General features: G+C 70.7%; 12 protein-coding genes and 1 pseudogene. 10 read left to right on the top strand and 3 right to left on the bottom strand.

Annotation, left to right across the window (positions count from 1 at the left end):
* Positions 1-5: 5 nt before the first annotated feature.
* Together araA and ACFZAX_RS22510 are read right to left on the bottom strand one after the other, a co-directional pair.
* Positions 6-1,517, bottom strand: coding sequence for an L-arabinose isomerase (gene araA, locus ACFZAX_RS22515; RefSeq protein WP_390963703.1), 1,512 nt, complete (start codon positions 1,515-1,517; stop codon positions 6-8).
* 54 nt (positions 1,518-1,571) lie between these two features.
* On the bottom strand, positions 1,572-3,218 hold the full coding sequence (locus ACFZAX_RS22510) for a ribulokinase (RefSeq protein ID WP_390963883.1): 1,647 nt from the start codon (positions 3,216-3,218) through the stop codon (positions 1,572-1,574).
* A gap of 676 nt (positions 3,219-3,894) precedes the next feature.
* On the opposite strand from ACFZAX_RS22510, the gene ACFZAX_RS22505 reads away from it, so the two are divergent.
* The 7 genes and pseudogenes from ACFZAX_RS22505 (at position 3,895) to ACFZAX_RS22475 (ending at position 12,777) form a co-directional block, all read left to right on the top strand.
* Positions 3,895-4,890, top strand: a complete 996-nt coding sequence (locus ACFZAX_RS22505; protein ID WP_390963702.1) for a substrate-binding domain-containing protein — start codon at positions 3,895-3,897, stop codon at positions 4,888-4,890.
* A gap of 175 nt (positions 4,891-5,065) precedes the next feature.
* Complete coding sequence (locus ACFZAX_RS22500) at positions 5,066-6,625, top strand: ATP-binding cassette domain-containing protein (protein ID WP_390963700.1); 1,560 nt, start codon at positions 5,066-5,068, stop codon at positions 6,623-6,625.
* The gene (locus ACFZAX_RS22495) at positions 6,622-7,722 is read left to right on the top strand and encodes an ABC transporter permease (protein WP_390963699.1); all 1,101 of its coding nucleotides are present in this window, start codon (positions 6,622-6,624) and stop codon (positions 7,720-7,722) included. Before ACFZAX_RS22500 ends, ACFZAX_RS22495 begins: the two co-directional genes overlap by 4 nt.
* Positions 7,719-8,744 (top strand): galactofuranose ABC transporter, permease protein YjfF, encoded by a 1,026-nt coding sequence (gene yjfF / locus ACFZAX_RS22490; protein ID WP_390963698.1) that lies wholly within the window; start codon positions 7,719-7,721, stop codon positions 8,742-8,744. Before ACFZAX_RS22495 ends, yjfF begins: the two co-directional genes overlap by 4 nt.
* Before the next feature lie 56 nt (positions 8,745-8,800).
* Positions 8,801-9,922, top strand: a complete 1,122-nt coding sequence (locus tag ACFZAX_RS22485; protein ID WP_390963697.1) for a galactose-1-epimerase — start codon at positions 8,801-8,803, stop codon at positions 9,920-9,922.
* 152 nt (positions 9,923-10,074) lie between these two features.
* Positions 10,075-12,582 (top strand): annotated as a pseudogene (locus ACFZAX_RS22480) (beta-L-arabinofuranosidase domain-containing protein); the annotation flags it as partial.
* Positions 12,583-12,777 (top strand): RICIN domain-containing protein, encoded by a 195-nt coding sequence (locus ACFZAX_RS22475; protein ID WP_390963881.1) that lies wholly within the window; start codon positions 12,583-12,585, stop codon positions 12,775-12,777.
* Positions 12,778-12,836: 59 nt separating this feature from the next.
* On the opposite strand, the gene araD is transcribed toward ACFZAX_RS22475, so the two are convergent.
* Entirely contained in the window at positions 12,837-13,556 is a 720-nt protein-coding gene (araD, locus tag ACFZAX_RS22470) for an L-ribulose-5-phosphate 4-epimerase AraD (RefSeq protein WP_390963696.1), read from the bottom strand.
* A gap of 443 nt (positions 13,557-13,999) precedes the next feature.
* On the opposite strand from araD, the gene ACFZAX_RS22465 reads away from it, so the two are divergent.
* The 3 genes from ACFZAX_RS22465 to ACFZAX_RS22455 all read left to right on the top strand — a co-directional run bounded on the left by ACFZAX_RS22465 (position 14,000) and on the right by ACFZAX_RS22455 (position 20,594).
* The gene (locus ACFZAX_RS22465; protein WP_390963880.1) at positions 14,000-15,037 is read left to right on the top strand and encodes a substrate-binding domain-containing protein; all 1,038 of its coding nucleotides are present in this window, start codon (positions 14,000-14,002) and stop codon (positions 15,035-15,037) included.
* A gap of 969 nt (positions 15,038-16,006) precedes the next feature.
* Positions 16,007-19,411, top strand: a complete 3,405-nt coding sequence (locus tag ACFZAX_RS22460; protein WP_390963695.1) for a CARDB domain-containing protein — start codon at positions 16,007-16,009, stop codon at positions 19,409-19,411.
* A 154-nt stretch (positions 19,412-19,565) separates the two neighbouring features.
* A complete protein-coding gene (locus ACFZAX_RS22455; RefSeq protein WP_390963694.1) occupies positions 19,566-20,594 on the top strand; it encodes a bile acid:sodium symporter in 1,029 nt (342 codons plus the stop codon).
* Positions 20,595-20,602 lie beyond the last annotated feature (8 nt).

The raw sequence follows: 20,602 nt of genomic DNA, 5'->3' as shown, positions 1-20,602 counted from the left end.
CCCTGTCACAGACCACCGGCGAGCCGGTGGTAGGCCTGGTTCCAGCGCAGTTCACGGGCGAACTGCCGGGGTGTGGTGGACGCGTCGATGAGGACGAGTTCGGTACGCAGCATCTCGGCCAGGTCGTCCAGGTGCTCGGCTCCCAGGGCGGTGGTGAGCACCGTGTGGTGCGGACCTCCGGCGGTGAGCCAGGTCTCGGTGGAGGTCCGCAGGTTCGGCCGGGGCCGCCACACGGCGCGGGCCACGGGCAGCGCGGGCAGCGGCTCGGTGGGGGCGACCACGTCGATCTCGTTGGCGACGAGCCGGAACCGGTCGCCGAGGTCGGTGAGCCCGACGACGACGGCCGGGCCCGCCGCGGCGTCGAAGACCAGGCGGACCGGGTCCTCCCGGCCGCCGATGCCGAGCGGGTGGATCTCACAGCTCGGGACGGAGTCCGCGAGCGACGGGCAGACCTCCAGCATGTGGGCGCCGAGGATGAGTTCGTTGCCGGGCGTGAGGTCGTAGGTGTAGTCCTCCATGAAGGAGGTGCCGCCGGGCAGGCCGTCGGCCGCCGTCTTGAGGGTGCGCAGCAGGACGGCTGTCTTCCAGTCGCCCTCGCCGCCGAAGCCGTATCCCTGGGCCATGAGCCGCTGCACGGCGATACCGGGCAACTGCCGGAGTCCGCCGAGGTCCTCGAAGTTGGTGGTGAAGGCGCCGAACCCGCCGTCGGTGAGGAAGGTGCGCAGGCCGGCTTCGATGCGTGCCGCGTACCGCAGTGCCTCGTGACGTTCGCCGCCGGCCCTCAGCGGGGCGGCGAGCCGGTAGGTGTCCTCGTACTCCTTGACGAGTTCGCCGACTTCCGCGTCGGTGGCGGCGTCGACGTGGGCGACGAGGTCGTTGACTCCGTAGGTGTTGACGGAGACCCCGAAGCGGAGCTGGGCGTCGACCTTGTCACCTTCGGTGACGGCGACGTCCCGCATGTTGTCGCCGAACCGGGCGACCTTGAGCGTGGCGAGTTCGGCGCGCCCGGCCGCGGCCCGTGCCCATGCGGCGATCCGCGCGCGGGTGGCCGGGTCGGTGACGTGGCCCGCGACGGTCTTGCGCGCGACGCCGATGCGCGACTGGATGTACCCGAACTCCCGGTCTCCGTGGGCGGCTTGGTTGAGGTTCATGAAGTCCATGTCGATGGTGGCCCAGGGCAGGGCGACGTTCGCCTGGGTGTGCAGGTGCAGCAGCGGCTTGCGCAGCGCGTCCAGCCCGGAGATCCACATCTTCGCCGGTGAGAAGGTATGCATCCAGGCGATCAGGCCGATGCACCGCTCGTCGGTGTTGGCCTCCAGGCAGATCGCGCGGATCGCGGCGGAGTCCGTCAGTACGGGTTTCCAGACGATCCGGGCGGGCAGCGCCGCGGAGTCGGCGAGGGTGGCCGCGATGGTGCCGGACTGTTCGGCCACCTGCCGGAGCGTCTCCTCTCCGTAGAGGCCTTGGCTGCCGGTGAGGAACCATATTTCGCGGACGGAGGGGGCCTGGCTGGGCACGGGGACTCCCGGTGGGTGAAGTGTGGCGGGCGAGGTGGCGGGGTGTCCGGCGGGTCAGCCGGCCGGGGTGCTGGTGAGCGCGTGGTTGCGGATGCGGCGCAGCCGGTGGAGGAGACCGTCCTGGACGCCGAACTCCTGGTGGAGGAGGCGGTATTCGGCGAAGAGCGCGTCGTAGGCGTCGGCGCGGGAGGGGTCGGGGACGTAGACGTCCCGGTGGAGCCTGCCCATGGCGGCGGTCGCGGTGCGAACGTCGGGGTGGGCTCCGGCGGCGACGGCGGCGTGGATGGCGGAGCCGAGGGCCGAGCCCTGCTCGGAGGCGGCGAGGGAGACGGGGCGGCGCAGGACGTCGGCGTAGATCTGCATGAGCAGGGCGTTCTTCTTGAGGCCTCCGGTGACGATGAACTCGTGCACCGGCACCCCGCCGGATTCCAGCGTCTCCACGATGACCCGGGTGCCGAAGGCGGTGGCTTCCAGCAGGGCCCGGTAGACGTCCTCGGGGCGAGTGGTCAGGGTGAGACCGACGATCACACCCGAGAGGTGATGGTCCACCAGCACGGACCGGTTTCCGTTCATCCAGTCCAGGGCCACCAGCCCGTGGCCGCCCACTGGCTGGGCGGCGGCCTTGCGGGTCAGCAGGGTGTGCAGGTCCTCGCCCCGGGAGGCGGCCTCGGCCGCGTAGCCGGCGGGGACGCCCTGGCCGATGGCCCAGCCGAAGATGTCGCCGACCGCGCTCTGGCCGGCCTCGTAGCCGTACGCACCCTCGACGATTCCGCCGTTGACCACACCGCAGATGCCCGGTACGTCGGCGAGGGCGGGACCGTTCACCACGTGGCAGCTTGAGGTGCCCATGATGGCCAGCAGCCGGCCGTTCTCCACCGCCTGGGCGGCGGCCGCGGCGACATGCGCGTCGACGTTGCCCGCTGCGACGGCGGTCCCCTCGGGCAGACCGGTCCACTCCGCCGCCCGGGCGGTCAGCGAGCCGACGCGTGAGCCGAGGGCGGACAGGGGGAACTCCAGCCGCGTGCGGGCGAAGTCCGCGAAGTCCGGGTGCAGGGCGCCGAGGTACTCCTCGGTGGGGTAGGAGCCGTCCTGATGGATGCCCTTGTACCCGGCGGCGCACGCGTTGCGGGACTCGCTGCCGGTGAGCTGCCACACGATCCAGTCGGATGCCTCGATCCAGCGGGCGCACCGGGCGTAGACCTCGGGGTCCTCCTCCAGCACCTGGAGCGCCTTGGCGAACTGCCACTCCGCGGAGATCTTTCCGCCGTAGCGGGCGATCCACTTCTCGCCCCGCTCGTGGGCGAGTGCGTTGATCCGGTCGGCCTGGTCCTGTGCGGCGTGGTGCTTCCAGAGTTTCGGCCAGGCGTGGGGCCTGCCGGAGAGTTCCGTCGCGGCGAGCGGGGTGCCGTCGGCCAGCGTCGGGAGCACGGTGCAGGCGGTGAAGTCGGTGGCGATCCCGACGACGTCGCGGGGGTCGACGCCGGCCGCCTCCACCGCGGCGGGCACGGCACGGCGGAGTACCTCGCACCAGTCCTCGGGATGCTGCAGGGCCCAGTCCGGTGGGAGGGGCTGTGTCCCGCCCGGCAGTTGACGTTCCAGCACTCCGTGCGGGTACTCGTGCACGGCGGAGGCGAGTTCCTCGCCGTCGCGCACCCGGACGACGACGGCACGTCCGGACAGGGTGCCGAAGTCGACGCCCACGGTGTACTGCTCGGCACCGGCCGGACCTGACGGGCCATAAGGCGTACGGGGCGGTTGGAAAGTCACCAGGGTTGCCCTTCGGGAAAGGTGGCCGACAGACGGCCCACCAGCGGCAGCGATGTGCGGAGCCGGATGAGCGGACCGCCGACAGCCGAAAGTGTGAACGCTAACAATTGCGAAATCAAGAGCGGTGCGGCCGCTTCGCCTTTCGTGTTCCGCGTCAACCTCTTCGGCGCAGTCCGCACCGCACGTGGTGCGCGCCGGCGCACCGCGCCGCGGTTGCGTGCCGCCCCATGACTGCCCGACCGCAGCGGGGGCGGGCACGGCGCACCCCGAGGAGATCACTCGCCGATCCGCAACTCCTCTGCGTGTTAAGCGACTTGACTGCCACCCTCCCGGGGCTCGCGACGCGTCGAGGGCTCGCAACACCTTCGCCCCCGCGCCCACCACGCACCCTCGATGTCACAAATAGGTAACTCGCGCACAGGGCTTGAGATAGCGCAGTGTTAGCGCTCACACTGCTCGCGGCGCACCCCATGAACCTCCCGCCGTCACCACCCGGGCTTCCGGCCTCGCCGGAGCCCCGCACTGTCTCCGGCCGGGCCCACTCCACGTGCGGCGTACCGGATCGCACCACCTCGGCACCGACGGCATCCCTCCGAGAGGACACACCACCATGGCCCGCAGAATCCCCTACGCCCTCGCCGTCGGCATCCTCGCCGCGTCGACGATGACCGCATGCTCCGCGGAGACGACCCCCTCCGGCGGCGGCGCCGGCGGCAACAAGTCCGACGGCAAGCTCGTCCTCGGCTTCGCCCAGGTGGGCGCGGAGAGCGGATGGCGTACCGCCAACACCAAGTCGGTCCAGGAAGCGGCCAAGAAGGCCGGGATCACGCTGAAGTTCTCCGACGCGCAGCAGAAGCAGGAGAACCAGATCAAGGCGATCCGCACCTTCATCCAGCAGCGGGTGGACGTCATCGCCTTCTCGCCGGTGGTGGAGTCCGGCTGGGACACCGTGCTCAAGGAGGCGAAGGACGCCGGCATCCCGGTGATCCTGACCGACCGGGCCGTGGACTCGCAGGACACCTCGCTCTACAAGACCTTCCTCGGCTCGGACTTCATCAAGGAGGGGAAGTCCGCGGGCGAGTGGCTGACCGCGGAGTACAAGAGCGGGACGGGCCCCGTGAACATCGTCGAACTGCAGGGGACCACCGGGTCGGCCCCGGCCAACGACCGCAAGGCCGGCTTCGGCGAGGTCATCAGGACCGACCCGAAGTTCAAGATCGTCGCCTCCCAGACCGGCGATTTCACCCGCGCCAAGGGCAAGGAGGTCATGCAGGCCTTCCTCAAGTCCCAGAAGGACATAGACGTGCTGTACGCCCACAACGACGACATGGCCCTGGGTGCGATCCAGGCCATCGAGGAGGCGGGCAAGAAGCCGGGCAAGGACATCAAGATCATCTCGGTGGACGGCATCAAGGACGCCTTCACCGCCATGACCGAAGGCAAGATCAATGTCGTCGTGGAGTGCAACCCCCTCCTCGGCGACCAGCTGATGGAACTGACGAAGAAGGTCGCGGCCGGCGAGACCGTCCCGGCTCGCGTGGAGACCGTGGAAGGCGTCTTCCCCCAGGACAAGGCCGCGGCGGCCCTCCCGTCCCGTAAGTACTGACGACCCGCGAGTACGGGCGGCCGGCAGGAGCTGCCGGCTCGCGAGCTGAACTTCCCCGAGGTGCACCGGCGTCGGCCGGCCACGCCCCGGCCCACCGGACCGAGCCGGCGGAGAGTACGCGACGGGGCCCCGGCCTCGGCGGCTCCTCCGGCCACACCCGACGAGAGGAGGGCGGATGGCAGCCCCACCCACCCTTGAGACGAACCCCGCCGACCGTCCGCCACCGGTTCTCGAAGCCCACGGCATCCGGAAGGAGTTCCCCGGCGTGCTGGCCCTGGACGGGGTCGGCCTGCGGCTCTACCCGGGTGAGGTCCACGCCCTGATGGGAGAGAACGGCGCCGGGAAGTCCACCTTGATCAAGGTGCTCACCGGAGTGCATCCGGCCGACGGCGGCACCATCCTGGTCGACGGCGAGGCCCGTGCGTTCGGCGATCCGCTCCAGGCGCAGAACGCCGGGATCAGCACGGTCTACCAGGAGGTGAACCTCTGCTCCAACCTCTCGGTGGCGGAGAACATCCTCATCGGACGCGAACCGCGCAGATTCGGCATGATCCACTGGTCCGCGCTGCGGCGCCGGGCGGGCGAGCTGCTGGCCGAGCTGGAGCTCGATCTCGACGTCACCGGTCCGCTGGACTCGCACTCCCTCGCGGTCCAGCAGCTGGTGGCCATCGTCCGGGCGGTGGACGTCTCGGCGAAGGTGCTCGTGCTCGACGAGCCCACCTCCAGTCTCGACCGCGAGGAGGTCGCCCAGCTCTTCACCCTGGTGCGGCGGCTGCGTGACCGCGGGGTGGCCATCCTCTTCGTGACCCACTTCCTGGACCAGGTCTTCGAGATCTGCGACCGGGTGACGGTCCTGCGCAACGGCAGGCTCGAAGGCGAGTACCCCATCGGGGAACTCGCCCATGTCTCCCTGGTGCAGCGCATGATCGGTGGCGAACTGGCCACCCTGGACGAGCTCTCGGAGGCGGCGCACGAGGAGGCCGAGGAACGTACGGCCGAAGAACCCTTCATCGAGGCACGGCAGTTGGGACGGACCGGTTTCATCGAGCCGTACGACCTCGACATCCGGCCCGGCGAGGTCATCGGGCTGGCGGGGCTCCTGGGCTCCGGCCGTACGGAAGCGGCGCGACTGCTCTTCGGCGCCGACGCCGCGGACGCCGGGGAACTGCGCGTCCAGGGCGAGACGGTCTCGCTGCGCACCCCCCGCGCCGCCATCGCCCGCAAAATCGCCTTCTGCTCCGAGAACCGCAAGTCCGAGGGGCTGGTGGGCGAGCTCACGGTGCGCGAGAACATCGTGCTGGCGATGCAGGCGGCGCGCGGCTGGACGAGGCCGATCTCCCGGACCAGGCAGGAGGAGCTGACGCGGCGGTGGATCTCCGCGCTGGACATCCGCCCCGCCGATCCGGAGGCGCAGGTGCGCCACCTGAGCGGCGGCAACCAGCAGAAGGTGCTGCTCGCCCGCTGGCTGCTGACCGACCCCAGGCTGCTGATCCTGGACGAACCGACGCGGGGTATCGACATCGGGGCCAAGGCCGAGATCCAGAAACTGGTCGCGCGGCTCTCGGCGGAGGGCACCGCGGTGCTGTTCATCTCGGCGGAGCTCGATGAGGTCCTGCGGCTGAGCCACCGCATCGGCGTGCTGCGGGACCACCGCATGGTCGCCACGCTGACCAACGACGACACCGTCACCCCCGAACGCATCCTGGCCACCATCGCCACCGGAGAGGACTCATGACACCGCACCCCGCCAAGGGCTCCCCGGCCGGCGGCGTCGGACCACGGCTGCTGCGCCACCGGCTGTTCTGGCCCTCGGCCGTCCTGGCCGCCCTGCTGCTCGGCAATCTCGCCTTCACCCACGACTTCTTCGCCGTCCACGTCCGGGGCGACCACCTCTACGGCAGCCTGATCGACATCCTCCAGTTCGGCGCCCCGCTCATCCTGGTGTCCCTCGGCATGACGCTGGTCATCGCGACCCGCGGGATCGATCTCTCGGTCGGCTCGACGGTCGCCATCGCCGGCGCGCTGGCCTGCGACCACATCGCCGGCTCGTCGAGCCCCGGCAGCGTCTCCACCGTGCTCGGGGCGGTCGCGATCGCGCTGGGCGGCGCGGTGGTGCTCGGCCTGGTCAACGGCATGCTGGTCTCCCGGCTGGGCGTCCAGCCCATCGTGGCGACGCTGATCCTCATGGTCGCGGGCCGGGGCATCGCCCAGCTGGTCTCGGACGGCCAGATCATCACCGTCACGAGCAGCCCGTACAAGATGATCGGTGGCGGCTACTGGCTGATGTTCCCCTTCGCCGTCCTGCTGGCGGCGGTGATCGTGGTCCTCACCTCGCTGGTGACCCGGCGCAGCGCGCTGGGGCTCCTGATCGAGTCGGTGGGCGGCAACCCGGTCGCCAGCCGGCTGGTGGGCATCCGGGCGGCGGGTCTGCTGGTCGTGGTCTACGTCTTCTGCGCCCTGTGCGCCGCCGTCGCCGGTCTGATGATCAGTTCCAACGTGTCCAGCGCGGACGGCAACAACGCGGGGCTCTGGATCGAGCTCGACGCCATCCTCGCCGTGGTCATCGGCGGCACCGCGCTGACCGGCGGCCGGTTCTCCCTCGGCGGGACGGTGCTCGGCGCCCTGATCATCCAGACCCTCTCCACGACGGTCTACACCCTGGGTGTCCCGCCCGAGACGACGCTGGTCTTCAAGGCCTTCGTGGTGATCGCGGTCTGCCTCATCCAGTCGCCCGTGTTCCGGGCGAAGGTGCTGGGACGCCGCGGACCTGCACCCTCCCGACAGCACGCCGAAGCGGACGACAGCCCGCTCCCGCAGGAGGTACGTACATGAGCACCGGCATCGCGGGTGTCGCCGACACCCTCGCGCGGCCGTTCCGCGCCCCCCTCTCCCCCCGCGCGCGCACCCGCGTCCCGCTGGTGGTCACCGCTGTTCTCCTGGTGGCGATGTTCGCCGTCGGTTCGGCGCGCTACGACGGGTTCTTCTCCGCCCAGGTGCTGCTGAACCTGCTCATCGACAACAGCTTCCTGTTGGTGGTCGCCATCGGTGTCACCTTCGTCATCCTGACCGGCGGCATCGACCTGTCCGTGGGCTCGGTCGTGGCGTTGTCGACCATGCTCACCGCCTGGCTGGTGGAGCGGCAGGGCTGGCCCCTGTTCGCCGTCATTCCGCTGGTCCTGCTGGTGGGCGCGGGCGGCGGCGCCCTGATGGGGTGGGTCATCCACACCTTCGAGATCCAGCCCTTCATCGTGACGCTGGCCGGCATGTTCCTGGCGCGCGGCCTCTGCTACACGATCAGCACCGAGTCCATCTCCATCAGCGACCCGACGACGGTCACGCTCGCGCAGACGCGGCTGGTGATGCCCGGCGGGCTGTTCGTCTCGCCCGCCGTGGTCATCGCGCTGGTCGTGCTCGCCGTGGCCTTCGTGGCGCTCCACCACACCCGGTTCGGCCGCAACGTCCACGCCCTCGGCGGAAACGAGACCTCGGCCCGGCTGATGGGGCTGCCGGTCGGCACCGCCAAGGTGGGCGTCTACGCGGTGAGCGGGCTCTGCTCCGCGCTCGGCGGTGTGCTGCTGACGTTCTACATGCTCTCCGGCTACGCGCTGCACGCGGTCGGCATGGAGCTCGACGCCATCGCCGCGACCGTGATCGGCGGCACCCTGCTCACCGGCGGCTCCGGTTTCGTCCTCGGCACCGCGCTCGGCGTCCTGGTCCTCGGGATGATCCAGACGGTCATCAACTTCCAGGGCACGCTGAGCTCCTGGTGGACCCGGATCGTCATCGGCGCGCTGCTCTTCGTCTTCATCGTGCTCCAGCGGGTCCTGGGCGGAAACCGGAAACCCACGGGCTGACCCGGACACCACCGCTCGACCGCCCGGACCACCGAAACCGAGACCGAGGGACACACATGCGCCACCCGCCCGAGTCACCGGCCGCCCCTCCGTCGGCGCCCGACGAACATCCGGACCCGACGGGCCGCCCGTACCGGCTCCCCGACACCGGCACGGGCGACCGCTGGGTGTTCGGCTTCCCCGGGCAGGCCCGCGCCGAGGTCCACACCCTCGGTGCCCGGCTGCACTCGCTGCTGCTCCCGGACCGGTGGGGCCGTTTCGCCGACGTGGTGCTCGCGGCGTCCGACGCCCGTACGGTGCGCGGGCCCGCCTCCTACTTCGGTGCGACGGTGGGCCGCTACGCCAACCGGATCGCCGGTGGCCGGCTCGTGATGGACGGTGTGGTCCGGCAACTGGACACCCAGGACACCGGCCACACCCTGCACGGCGGACCGGACGGCTTCGACCGCCGGGTGTGGCGCGCCGAGCCGGTCCACAGCTCCGACCGCACCGGCGTACGGCTCCTCCTGCGCAGCCCCGACGGCGACCAGGGCTTTCCCGGCACCCTGAACGTCCGGCTCACCTGCACCCTGGACCGGGACGACACCCTGACGTTCGACTACCACGCGGTGAGCGACGCGCCGACGGTCGTCAACCTCACCAACCACGCCTACTGGAACCTGGAGGGAGAGGGCGGCGGTGACGTGCTCGGCCACGAGCTCCGGATCCACGCACCGCGCTGGACCCCCGTCGACGCGGCGCTGATCCCGGACGGCCCGCACCGGCCGGTCGAGGGGACCCCGTTCGATCTGCGCCTTCCCCGCCGCCTCGCCGCGGTCTTCGCCCGGGACGACGAACAACTGCGCCTGGGAGGTGGCGGTTTCGACCACAACTGGGTAATCGGCGACGCGCCCGGCGCAGGTCTGCGCAGTGCCGCCGTGCTCCACGCACCCACCTCGGGGCGGCGCCTTGAGGTGCACACCACCGAGCCGGGGATACAGGTGTACACCGGCAACCTCCTCGCCGGCGAGATCACCGGCAAGAGCGGACACCCGTACGGCCCGCACGCGGGGGTGGCCCTGGAGACCCAGCACTTCCCGGACTCCCCGAACCGCGCCGACGACCCCAGCACCCTCCTCCGGCCCGGCGAGGTGTACCGCTCCCGCACCGAACTGCGCTTCTCCGTCGCGCGGGAGTGACCGCGTTCCCCCCGGCGACCGCCCGGCAGAGCGCGCACCCCCCGGTCACCAGCCGGTCCTGCCCCGTCCGCCCCCGTACGACGCGTCGCGCGCGGGGCGGACCGGCAGACCCCTTGCTGCCGCGCACACTCCTCTCGGAAGGACGACCACCCATGACCGCCATGAACCGCCGGCTCTTCTTCTCCGCCTCGGGAGGGGCGGCCCTCGCCGCGCTCGCCCCGGCGCTCGCGGCCTCCCCGGCAGTGGCGGCCTCCGCGACCGCCGACGCGGCCGCCCCGGTCCGCGCCGAGACCGGTGCCCTCGTGCAGCCCTTCCCGCTGGGCAGCGTCCAGCTCACGGCGGGCCGCTGGCGGGACAACATGGACCGCACGCTCGCCTATCTTCGCTTCGTCGACCCCGACCGGCTGCTGTACAACTTCCGCGCGAATCACGGACTTTCGACCAAGGGTGCCGAGCAGTGCTACGGCTGGGAGGCGCCGGACTTCGAGTTCCGCAGCCACAGCCAAGGCCACTTCCTCAGCGCGTGGGCACAGGCGTACGCGGTCACCAAGGAGAGCGTCTTCCTGGACCGGCTCGTGTACATGGTCGCCGAGCTCGCCAAGTGCCAGGCGGCACCCAAGGGTTACCGCGCCGGCTATCTCTCCGGGTTCCCGGAGTCGGACTTCGACACCGTCGAGACGGGCGTGCGCAAGGGCGTGCCCTACTACTGCGTCCACAAGACGCTGGCGGGTCTGCTGGATGCCTGGCGGCTTGCCGGTCTCCTCCAGGCGCGCGACGTGCTGCTCGCGCTCGCCGGGTGGGTGGACGTACGGACGGCACGCCTCACCACCGCGCAGATGCAGACCACGATGAAGACCGAGTTCGGCGGTATGAACGCGGTCCTCACCGACCTGTACCTGCAGACGGGCGACAGCCGCTGGCTGACCGTGGCGCAGCGCTTCGACCACGCGGCGGTCATCGACCCGCTGGCGGCGGGCACCGACCGCCTGGACGGACTGCACGCCAACACACAGATCCCCAAGATCGTGGGCAGCGCGCGGGAGTACAAGGCGACCGGGACCACCCGCTACCGGGACATCGCCGTCAACTTCTGGAACATCGTCACGACGAACCACTCCTACGCCATCGGCGGCAACAGCGTGGGCGAGTTCTTCAAGGCTCCCGGGGCCATCGGCCAGTACCTCACCGACAACACCTGCGAGAGCTGCAACACGTACAACATGCTCAAGCTCACCCGGGAGTTGCTCACCCTCGATCCCAGCCGGGCCGCGTACGGGGACTATTACGAGCGGGCACTGACCAACCAGCTCGTCGGGCAACAGGATCCCACCGATCCGCACGGGCACGTCTGCTACTTCACGCCGCTCAACCCCGGTGGCCGGCGCACCTACAGCAGGGACTACGACACCTTCACCTGCTGCCAGGGCACGGGCCTGGAGACCCACACCAAGCTGATGGACTCGGTGTACTTCTCCGACTCCGCGGGGCTCTGGGTGAACCTCTACGTGCCCTCGGTCCTCACCTGGGCCGAACGTGGTGTCACGGTCACGCAGACCACCACGTTCCCCGCGTCGGACACCACCGTGCTGAAGGTGACGGGCGCCGCGGGCCGGTGGTCACTGCGGGTGCGCGTGCCGGGCTGGACGTCGGGCGCCTCGGTCGGCGTCAACGGTACCGCCCAGAACCTGCCCCTGACGCCCGGCAGTTACGCCACGCTCGACCGGACCTGGGCGTCCGGGGACACCGTCACCCTGCGGTTCCCCATGCGGCTCGCGCTGAACGGCACCCCCGACCGGCCCCAGGTGCAGGCGGTCTCCTACGGCCCGGTGGTCCTCAGCGGCGCGTTCGGCAGCACCGCGCTCGGCGGCGTACTCCCCCTGCTCACGACCTCGTCGATCGCGGCGACGGCGACGCCCCTGACGTTCACCGCGCAGGCGAACGGCGCCCCGGTGACCCTGATCCCCTTCTACGACAACCACCACCAGAACGCCGGCGTCTACTGGGACGCCGACGGCAAGGCCGGTGTCCCCGGCTTCCGGCTCGTCAACGCGCGGAGCGGCCTCGTCCTGGGCATCCAGGACATGTCGACGGCCGACGGCGGCGTCGCGCTCCAGTGGGACGACAGCGGCACCGCCGACCACGACTGGCAGCTCGTCGCGGACGGCGGAGCGCTCAAGCTCCGCAACGCCAACAGCGGCAAGGTGCTGGGCGTGCGGGACATGTCCACCGCCGACGACGCGGACGTGCTGCAGTGGAGCGACTCCGGTACGGCCGACCATCTCTGGACGCCGCTCGACTCGGGGGACGGTACGCACCGTCTCCGCAACACCCACAGCGGCAAGGTACTCGGGATCAGGGCCGGTTCCACCGCCGCGGGAGCGCGGGCCGTCCAGGACAGCGACAACGGCGGTGCGGACAACGCCTGGTGGTTCGTCCCCAGCGGGTACCACCGCATCCAGAACCTGCGCAGCGGGCTCCTGCTGGGCATCAGCAACATGTCCACCGCGAACGGCGGGCTCGCCGTCCAGTGGGGCGACAGTGGCACCGACGACCACCTCTGGCTGGCCGTACGCGACACCGCCGGGCGGTTCCGGCTCCGCAATCTCCACAGCGGCAGGGTCCTGGGGGTCGAGGGGTCGTCCCAGGCGGCGGGGGCCCGGGTGGTCCAGTGGGACGACAACGGGACCACCGACCACCTGTGGCAACTGCGCCACGGTTCGGCCGGCTACTTCCGCATCAGGAACGCCAACGGCGGCCGGGTTCTCGGGGTGCTCGACGCGTCGACCGCCCAGGGCGCGCAGCTCGTCCAGTGGGACGACAACGGCACGGACGACCACCTGTGGCGCTTCGTGTGACGGGCCGGTGCCGGGCCGGTGGCATCCACCGGACCGGCGCCGGGCCCGCCGACCCGGGATCAGGGGTTGCCGTAGTAGGCGTCCGGCCCGTGCTTCCGGGTGAAGTGGCGGTCCAGCAGATGCTGCGGCGGGGGTGTCGCGCCGGTTCCGCCCGGCCGGAGGGCGAGGGTGTGCAGCGCCATCCTGGCCACCGCCTCGCAGATGATCGCGTTCTCCAGCGATGCGGTCGCGGTGGCCCCCCAGGTGAACGGGCCGTGGCGGGAGACGAGCGCGCCCGGCACCTCGCGGGCGCGGCGGTCGTCGCCCTCCAGCAGGGCGACGATGACCTGGCCGGTGTTGTACTCGTAGTCCCTGGCGCACTGTTCGGCGGTGAGGTCGGCGGTGACGGGAACGGGGCCGTTGAAGGTGTCGGCGTGGGTCGTGCCGAGTACGGGTATGGGCACGCGGGCCTGGGCGAAGGCGACGGCGTGCTCGGAATGGGTGTGGGTCACCCCGCCGACGGAGGGGAACGCCCGGTAGAGACAGCGGTGGGTCTCGGTGTCGGTGGACGGCCGCAGCCGCCCCTCCACCACGCTGCCGTCCGCGAGGGAGACCACCACGAGGTCCCTCTCGGTGAGTTCGGCGTAGGAGACGCCGGACGGCTTGATGACGAAGACACCCGATTCGCGGTCCACCGCACTGACGTTTCCCCAGGTCAGCGTCGCCAGGCCGGCCTGCGGAATCCGCAGGTTGGCGGCCAGCACCTCACTGCGCAGTTCGCGGAGTGTGGTCTCGCTCATGACACGTTCACCGTCTCTCTGGACCATCTCTCCGGCATGGACAACAGCAGTCGCTTCCGGAACCGCCGAAGGGTGATCCCGGACCACACGTCACGTACGTCCCCCACGCCATGCACGCCCCGCAGGGCCCGCATGTCCCGCGGCGTGCCGCCCCGAACGCACGAGTCGGCCGTACGCCGCGACCTGACGCGTACTGACGCAGCTAGATTGTGAGCGCTAACATGACAGGAACTCAAGCCCCAAGCGGTAACTGAAGAGCAACCGGGCGAGCGGCCGGAGCCACGATGTGAGCGCGCACTCTCTCGGGACGGGTGCTTGACGGCAGCGGCGTTCGTACACCTGCGCAGGGCAGGTACCTTGAGGTCGCACTACGTCCGACGCCCCGGACTCCACAGAGAGGAAATGGTTTGCCCCGGCCCGCAGACGCCGCGAGGGCACCCACGATGGCGGACGTGGCACGCGTGGCAGGCGTGTCGCACCAGACCGTCTCGCGGGTCCTCAGCGACCACCCGAACGTGAGCGTGAAAACCCGCGCCCAGGTGACCGAAGCCATCGAGCGGCTCGGCTACCGCCGCAACTCGGCGGCCCGGGCGCTCGCGACCCGGCGCACCCACACGCTCGGCGTCATCGCCGTCAACACGACGCTCCACGGACCGGCGAGCACCCTCGCGGGAGTCCAGGAGGCGGCGCGCGACCGGGGGTACCTCGTCTCGGCCGTCACCCTGCGGGTGGCCAGCCGGGCAGCCCTGACCGAGGCGATGGAGCACCTCAGCGCGTGGGGCGTGGAGGGGATCATCGCCATCACGCCACAGCGCGACGCGGTGCGCGCGCTCACCACGCTCCAGGCTCCGTGTCCCGTGGTGACCGTGGAGGGCGGGCACGACCTCGACCTGCCGGGAGTCTCCCTGGATCAGGCGCTCGGGGCGCGCATGATCACCGAACATCTGCTCGCCTCCGGCCACTCCACGGTCTGGCACGTCGCCGGCCCCCGCGACTGGCTGGAGAGCGAGGCGCGGACCGCCGGGTGGGAGGGCGCACTCCGTACGGCGGGGGTCGAGATCCCGACGCCCTTGCGCGGCGACTGGAGTCCGATGTCCGGGTACCGGGCCGGGCAGCAGCTCGCCGGGCGGGTCGCCGCGTCGCCGCAGGGTCCCGGGCTCACCGCGGTCTTCGTGGCCAACGACCAGATGGCACTGGGAGTGCTGCGCGCCCTGCGGGAGGCGGGTTTCCGGACTCCCGCGGACGTGGCGGTGGCCGGATTCGACGACATCCCGGAGGCGGAGTTCTTCCCCCCGCCCCTCACGACGGTCCGCCAGGACTTCGCCGCGCTCGGCCGCAACAGCATCGCGCTGCTGCTGGAGCACATCGAGGGGACGGCCACGGGCATCGAGCACCTGACCGTCACACCCGAACTCATCGTGCGGGCCAGCACGGCACGCCGGCAGGGGGCGCGGCCTGCCGCGCGGGAAAGCGGTACGTGAGCGGGCCGGCGGTACGTGAGCGGGCGGGCGGTACGTGAGCGGGCCGGCGGCATGTGAGCGGGCCGGCGGTATGTGAGCGGGCGGGCGGCATGTGAGCGGGCCGGCGGTACGTGGGCGGCCGGCCGGCTCTCGCCCTCGTCCGAGGTGCGGCGAAGGTGAGCGCCGCACGAGGCGGTCTCGCCGCAGGGCGTCGCCACGCCGAAGCCTGCAGAGGCGTTGGCTCCGGATCGACGAGCCCTTCACCTCGCCTCCTCGGCCGCGGCGCCTCGGGCACACCCCGCTCGGGCCCCTCTCGCCCCCGCCGTGGGCGAAGCGCGGCCGCATCGTGGTGAAGTAGGCGCCACCTCCTCCCGGCGGGTGCGGCGCCCGGTCCAGGGCAGCGCGTCACCGTCGGGAACGTGCCGGTCGAACTCCTCGGTGAATCGTTCCTGGACGCCGTTCCATCCTGCCTGCCGAGGTGTTCCCCGAGCGCCTCGGCCAGGTGCCGGGGCCCGGCATTCCGGCCGATCCCGCGGGAGTCGCTGCTACGCGAAGGTGGCGCGGCCGGCCGGCCCACCCGCGCATCACCTCTTCGCCGCCGCACGCTCAAGCACCTCCCGCACCCACTCCGCCGCCCCGGCGAGCCACGCGTGATCCCGTTGCGTCACCGGGCCCACGCTGAGCTGCGCGAACATGCCAAGAGCCGTCGCGCCGTTGCGGGACCCGTTGACAAAAGCGGGGCCTGCTAGAAACCTGTCACCTCGGCACCGCAAAAAATCAACTAGATCTCTCAAATTACCAATCAAGGAACGCGAGTTCACGGCAGGCAGCCTGCTCCTCGCTCCTGCCGATGTCCCGATCGACTCCCCACCGGCGTACCGGCAGCCCGCACGCGGCCGTCGCCGGGCGTACGACGCCGCGCGTCGGACGGCCGGCGCATGCGCTCTCCGTGTCCGGCCGGCGCCGCAGGCCCACGGAACTGAGGACAGCATGAGAGGGAAGCAACGCGGATGGCGGCGGTTCGTCATCGGTGCGGTGACAGCCGCGCTGATGGCCGTCGGACTGCTGCCGGTCGCCGCCTCGGCGGCCGGACGGACCACCGACCTGGCGCTCGGCAGGCCGGCGTCGGCCGGCGGTTCGCTCGGCACCTACCCGGCGTCGAACGTCACCGACGGCAGTCAGCAGACGTACTGGGAGAGCCCTGGAACGTTCCCGCAGTGGGTCCAGGTCGATCTGGGCGCCACGTCCGGCGTCGACCAGGTGGTACTGAAGCTGCCGAACACCTGGGAGGCACGCACCCAGACGCTCGCCGTCCAGGGCAGCACGGACGGCTCCGGCTTCAGCACCCTGTCCGCCTCGTCCGCCCGGTCGTTCACCCCCGCGGCGAACAACACGGTCACCGTCGACTTCAGCGCGACCCAGGTGCGGTACGTACGCGTACTGGTGACCGCCAACACCGGCTGGAACGCCGCGCAACTCTCCCAGTTGGAGGTCTACGGGGAGGCGGCGGGCGGCACGGATCCCGGCACCCCGCCCACCGGCACCAACCTCGCGCTGAACAAGCCGATCGAGGCGTCCTCGTACGCGCAGACCTACGTGGGCACCAACGCCGCTGACGACCGGCGCGACACCTACTGGGAGTCGAACGGCTACCCCGCCACGCTGACGGTGAAGCTCGGCTCCGACGCCGACCTGTCGGCCGTCGTCGTCAAGCTCGCGCCGGACGCGGCGTGGGGAGCCCGTACACAGAGCCTCCAGGTGCTGGGGCGGGCACAGTCCGCCACCGGGTTCACCTCGCTGAAGAGCCAGGCCGACTATGCCTTCTCCCCCTCCGGCAACGGAAACACGGTGACGGTCCCGGTCAGCGGGCGGTACGCCGACGTACAGCTGAAGTTCTTCTCCAACACCGGCGCTCCCGGCGCCCAGGTCGCCGAGGTCCAGGTGGTCGGCACGGCCGCACCCAATCCGGATCTGGTCCTCTCCGACCTGGCCTGGTCTCCCGCCTCCCCCTCCGAGAGCGACGCGGTGACCGTGAACGCCACGGTTCGCAACACGGGTTCGGCCGCCTCGCCCGCGACGACGGTCAACGTCAGCCTGGAAGGCCAGGTCGTCGGCGGCGCCTCGGTGAACGCGCTCGCGGCCGGTGCCTCCGCCACCGTCCCGGTGAGCGTCGGCAAGCGCCCGATGGGTACGTACTCCGTCTCGGCGGTGGTCGACCCGACCGACACCGTCGTCGAGCTGGACAACAGCAACAACAGCCGCACCGCCGCTTCCAAGCTGGTGGTCGCGCAGAGCCCCGGACCCGACCTCCAGGTCACCGGCATCTCCTCCAGCCCGTCCAGTCCCGCGGTCGGTGCCGCCGTCACCTTCACCGTGTCCGTGAACAACCGGGGTACCACAGCGGTGAGTTCCTCGACGGTGACCCGCCTCCAGGTGGAGAGCACCACCCTGAACGGAACCACCGGCGCCATTCCCGCCGGAGGCACGGTCACCGTGCCGATCAGCGGTACCTGGACCGCGAAGAGCGGTGGGGCCAATCTGACCGCCACCGCTGACGCGACCGGTGTCCTCGCCGAGACCAACGAGAACAACAACGTCTTCTCCCGTGCCATCGTGGTGGGACGCGGCGCCGCGGTGCCGTACACCGAGTACGAGGCGGAACAGGGCACCTATCAGGGCACCTTGCTCACCGCCGACCAGAAGCGCACCTTCGGGCACACCAACTTCGCGACCGAGTCCTCCGGCCGGCAGTCGGTGCGGCTCAACTCCACCGGCCAGTACGTCGAGATCACCTCGACCGTGCCCACCAACTCCCTCGTGGTCCGCAACTCCATCCCCGACGCGCCCGGCGGCGGCGGTACGGAGGCCACGATCAGCCTCTACGTCAACAACACCTTCGCCCGGAAGCTGACGCTCTCCTCCAAGCACAGCTGGCTGTACGGCGACACGGACAGTCCGGAGGGACTGACCAACCAGCCGCAGGCGGACGCGCGCAGGCTCTTCGACGAGTCGAACGCACTGCTCGGCCAGACCTACCCGGTCGGTACGAAGTTCCGCCTCCAGCGCGACGCGGGCGACACCGCGTCCTTCTACATCATCGACCTCGTGGACCTGGAGCAGGTGGCGGCACCGACGGCACAGCCCGCCGGCTGCGTCTCGATCGCCTCGTACGGAGCCGTGCCCAACGACGGCATCGACGACACCGACGCCATCCAGCGGGCGGTGACGGCCGACCAGAACGGCGAGATCGGCTGCGTGTGGATTCCGGCCGGGCAGTGGCGGCAGGAGCAGAAGATCCTGACCGACGACCCGCTCAACCGGGGGCAGTACAACCAGGTGGGCATCAGGAACGTCACGATCCGCGGCGCGGGCATGTGGCACTCGCAGCTGTACTCCCTCATCCAGCCGCAGAACGCGGGCGGCATCAACCACCCGCACGAGGGGAACTTCGGCTTCGACATCGACGACAACACCACCATCTCCGACATCGCGATCTTCGGCTCCGGCACCATCCGGGGCGGTGACGGCAACGCCGAGGGCGGTGTCGGTCTCAACGGGCGCTTCGGCTCCAACACCAAGATCACGAATGTCTGGCTGGAGCACTCCAACGTCGGGGTGTGGGTGGGCCGCGACTACGACAACATCCCCGAGCTCTGGGGCCCCGGAGACGGTGTCGAATTCACCGGAATGCGCATTCGCGATACGTATGCAGACGGCATCAACCTCTCCAACGGTACCCGCAATTCGACCGTCTTCAATTCCTCCTTCCGGAACACCGGCGACGACTCGCTCGCCGTCTGGTCGAACAAGTACGTGAAGAACCAGTCGGTGGACATCGGCCACGACAACCACTTCCGCAACAACACGATCGCCCTGCCCTGGCGGGCCAACGGCATCGCCGTCTACGGCGGTTACGGCAACACCATCGAGAACAACATCGTCTCCGACACGATGAACTACCCCGGCATCATGCTGGCGACCGACCACGACCCCCTGCCCTTCTCCGGGCAGACCCTGATCGCCAACAACGCCCTGTACCGCACGGGCGGGGCCTTCTGGGGCGAGGCGCAGGAGTTCGGCGCCATCACCCTCTTCGCGGCCGGTCCCGACATCCCCGGCGTCACGATCAGGGACACCGACATCCAGGATTCGACCTACGACGGCATCCAGTTCAAGACGGGCGGGGGCTCCGTTCCCGGAGCGCAGATCTCCAACGTCCGGATCACCGACTCGCGCAACGGCTCGGGCATCCTCGCGCACGGAGGCGCCAGGGGCAGCGCCACTCTGACCCATGTGACGATCACCGGCTCGGCCCAGGGCGACGTGCTGATCGAACCCGGATCGCAGTTCGTCGTCAACGGCGCCGCCAACACCTCCGCGGCGTCCGTCCGGTAGCAGCCCGGCAGGCCGCCGGCCGGTACACGCGCAAGGCGTACCGGCCGGCGGCCCCTGGCCGCAGCAGGTCCCCGGTGCGACACATGATGGATGCAGTGACCACATATCGAGACGGGTTTGCGGGCGCACACGGAAGAAGAGTCTTATCGCGGCTGTGCGAAGCGAACAGACGACACCGGATCACACGGGCACCGACGGCACGGGCTCCGACAGCAAGGCGGCGAGGCGCGCCGTCACGGTCTTCCCCGTCCTCGTCCTCCTGGCGGGCGCGGCAGGACTCCTCACGCCCGGGAGCTTCGAGGGCTGGACACAGGCGGTGCCGTATCTGCTCGGCGTCGTCATGTTCTGCATGGGCCTGACGATGACGCCCCACGACTTCAAGGGCGTGGCGAAGCGCCCCTGGGCGGTGGCCATCGGGCTGGTCGCGCACTACGTGATCATGCCGGGCCTCGGCTGGATCATCGCCCATCTGCTGGGGCTCCCCCCACAACTGGCCGCGGGCGTCATCCTGGTGGGCTGCGCCCCCAGCGGTACCGCGTCGAACGTGGTGACCTTCCTGGCCCGCGGCGACGTGGCGCTCTCGGTCTCCGTTGCCACCGTCTCCACCGTGCTCGCCCCGCTGGTGACGCCCCCGCTGACTCTGCTGCTTGCCGGTGCGTACCTGCCGGTGGACGCCGGCTCCATGGTGACCGACATCCTCAAGACCGTGCTGCTCCCGGTGATCGGCGGGCTGGCGGTACGCCTCGTCGCGGGCAAGCTCGTCGACCGGGTGCTGGGCGCCATGCCGTGGCTTTCCTCACTGGCCATCGCCGCGATCGTCTGCGCGGTGGTCTCGGGGAGCGCGGGCGCGATCAAGTCGGCGGCTGCCACCGTGCTGATCGCCGTCGTCCTGCACAACGGTCTCGGACTGGCCCTGGGTTACGGCGCGGGCAAGCTCACCCGCCTCGGCCCGCCCGCCAGCCGCGCCATGGCCTTCGAGGTCGGCATGCAGAACTCCGGTCTCGCCGCGTCGCTGGCGACGGCCCACTTCAGCCCGCTGGCCGCACTTCCTGCGGCTGTCTTCTCCGTGTGGCACAACATCTCGGGCGCCCTGGTGGCGGCCTGGATGTCGCACCGCGCCCGGCGGACCGAGCAGGTCCTCGCCTCGCCGTCCGCCGCGGGTGCGGCAAGCGCCGCGCCCTGAGCCCGTCC

This window comes from Streptomyces sp. NPDC008125, assembly GCF_042957125.1.
GTDB lineage: Bacteria > Actinomycetota > Actinomycetes > Streptomycetales > Streptomycetaceae > Streptomyces.
This window is presented reverse-complemented; position numbering and strand designations above follow the sequence as displayed.

What these genes read in the sequence shown, in the direction of transcription:
- yjfF (WP_390963698.1), top strand. Translation starts at nt 7,719, where the DNA reads ATGAGCACCGGCATCGCGGGTGTCGCCGACACCCTCGCGCGGCCGTTC.
- ACFZAX_RS22500 (WP_390963700.1), top strand. Translation starts at nt 5,066, where the DNA reads ATGGCAGCCCCACCCACCCTTGAGACGAACCCCGCCGACCGTCCGCCA.
- ACFZAX_RS22485 (WP_390963697.1), top strand. Translation starts at nt 8,801, where the DNA reads ATGCGCCACCCGCCCGAGTCACCGGCCGCCCCTCCGTCGGCGCCCGAC.
- ACFZAX_RS22495 (WP_390963699.1), top strand. Translation starts at nt 6,622, where the DNA reads ATGACACCGCACCCCGCCAAGGGCTCCCCGGCCGGCGGCGTCGGACCA.
- ACFZAX_RS22465 (WP_390963880.1), top strand. Translation starts at nt 14,000, where the DNA reads ATGGCGGACGTGGCACGCGTGGCAGGCGTGTCGCACCAGACCGTCTCG.
- ACFZAX_RS22505 (WP_390963702.1), top strand. Translation starts at nt 3,895, where the DNA reads ATGGCCCGCAGAATCCCCTACGCCCTCGCCGTCGGCATCCTCGCCGCG.
- ACFZAX_RS22460 (WP_390963695.1), top strand. Translation starts at nt 16,007, where the DNA reads ATGAGAGGGAAGCAACGCGGATGGCGGCGGTTCGTCATCGGTGCGGTG.
- araD (WP_390963696.1), bottom strand. Translation starts at nt 13,556, where the DNA reads ATGAGCGAGACCACACTCCGCGAACTGCGCAGTGAGGTGCTGGCCGCC.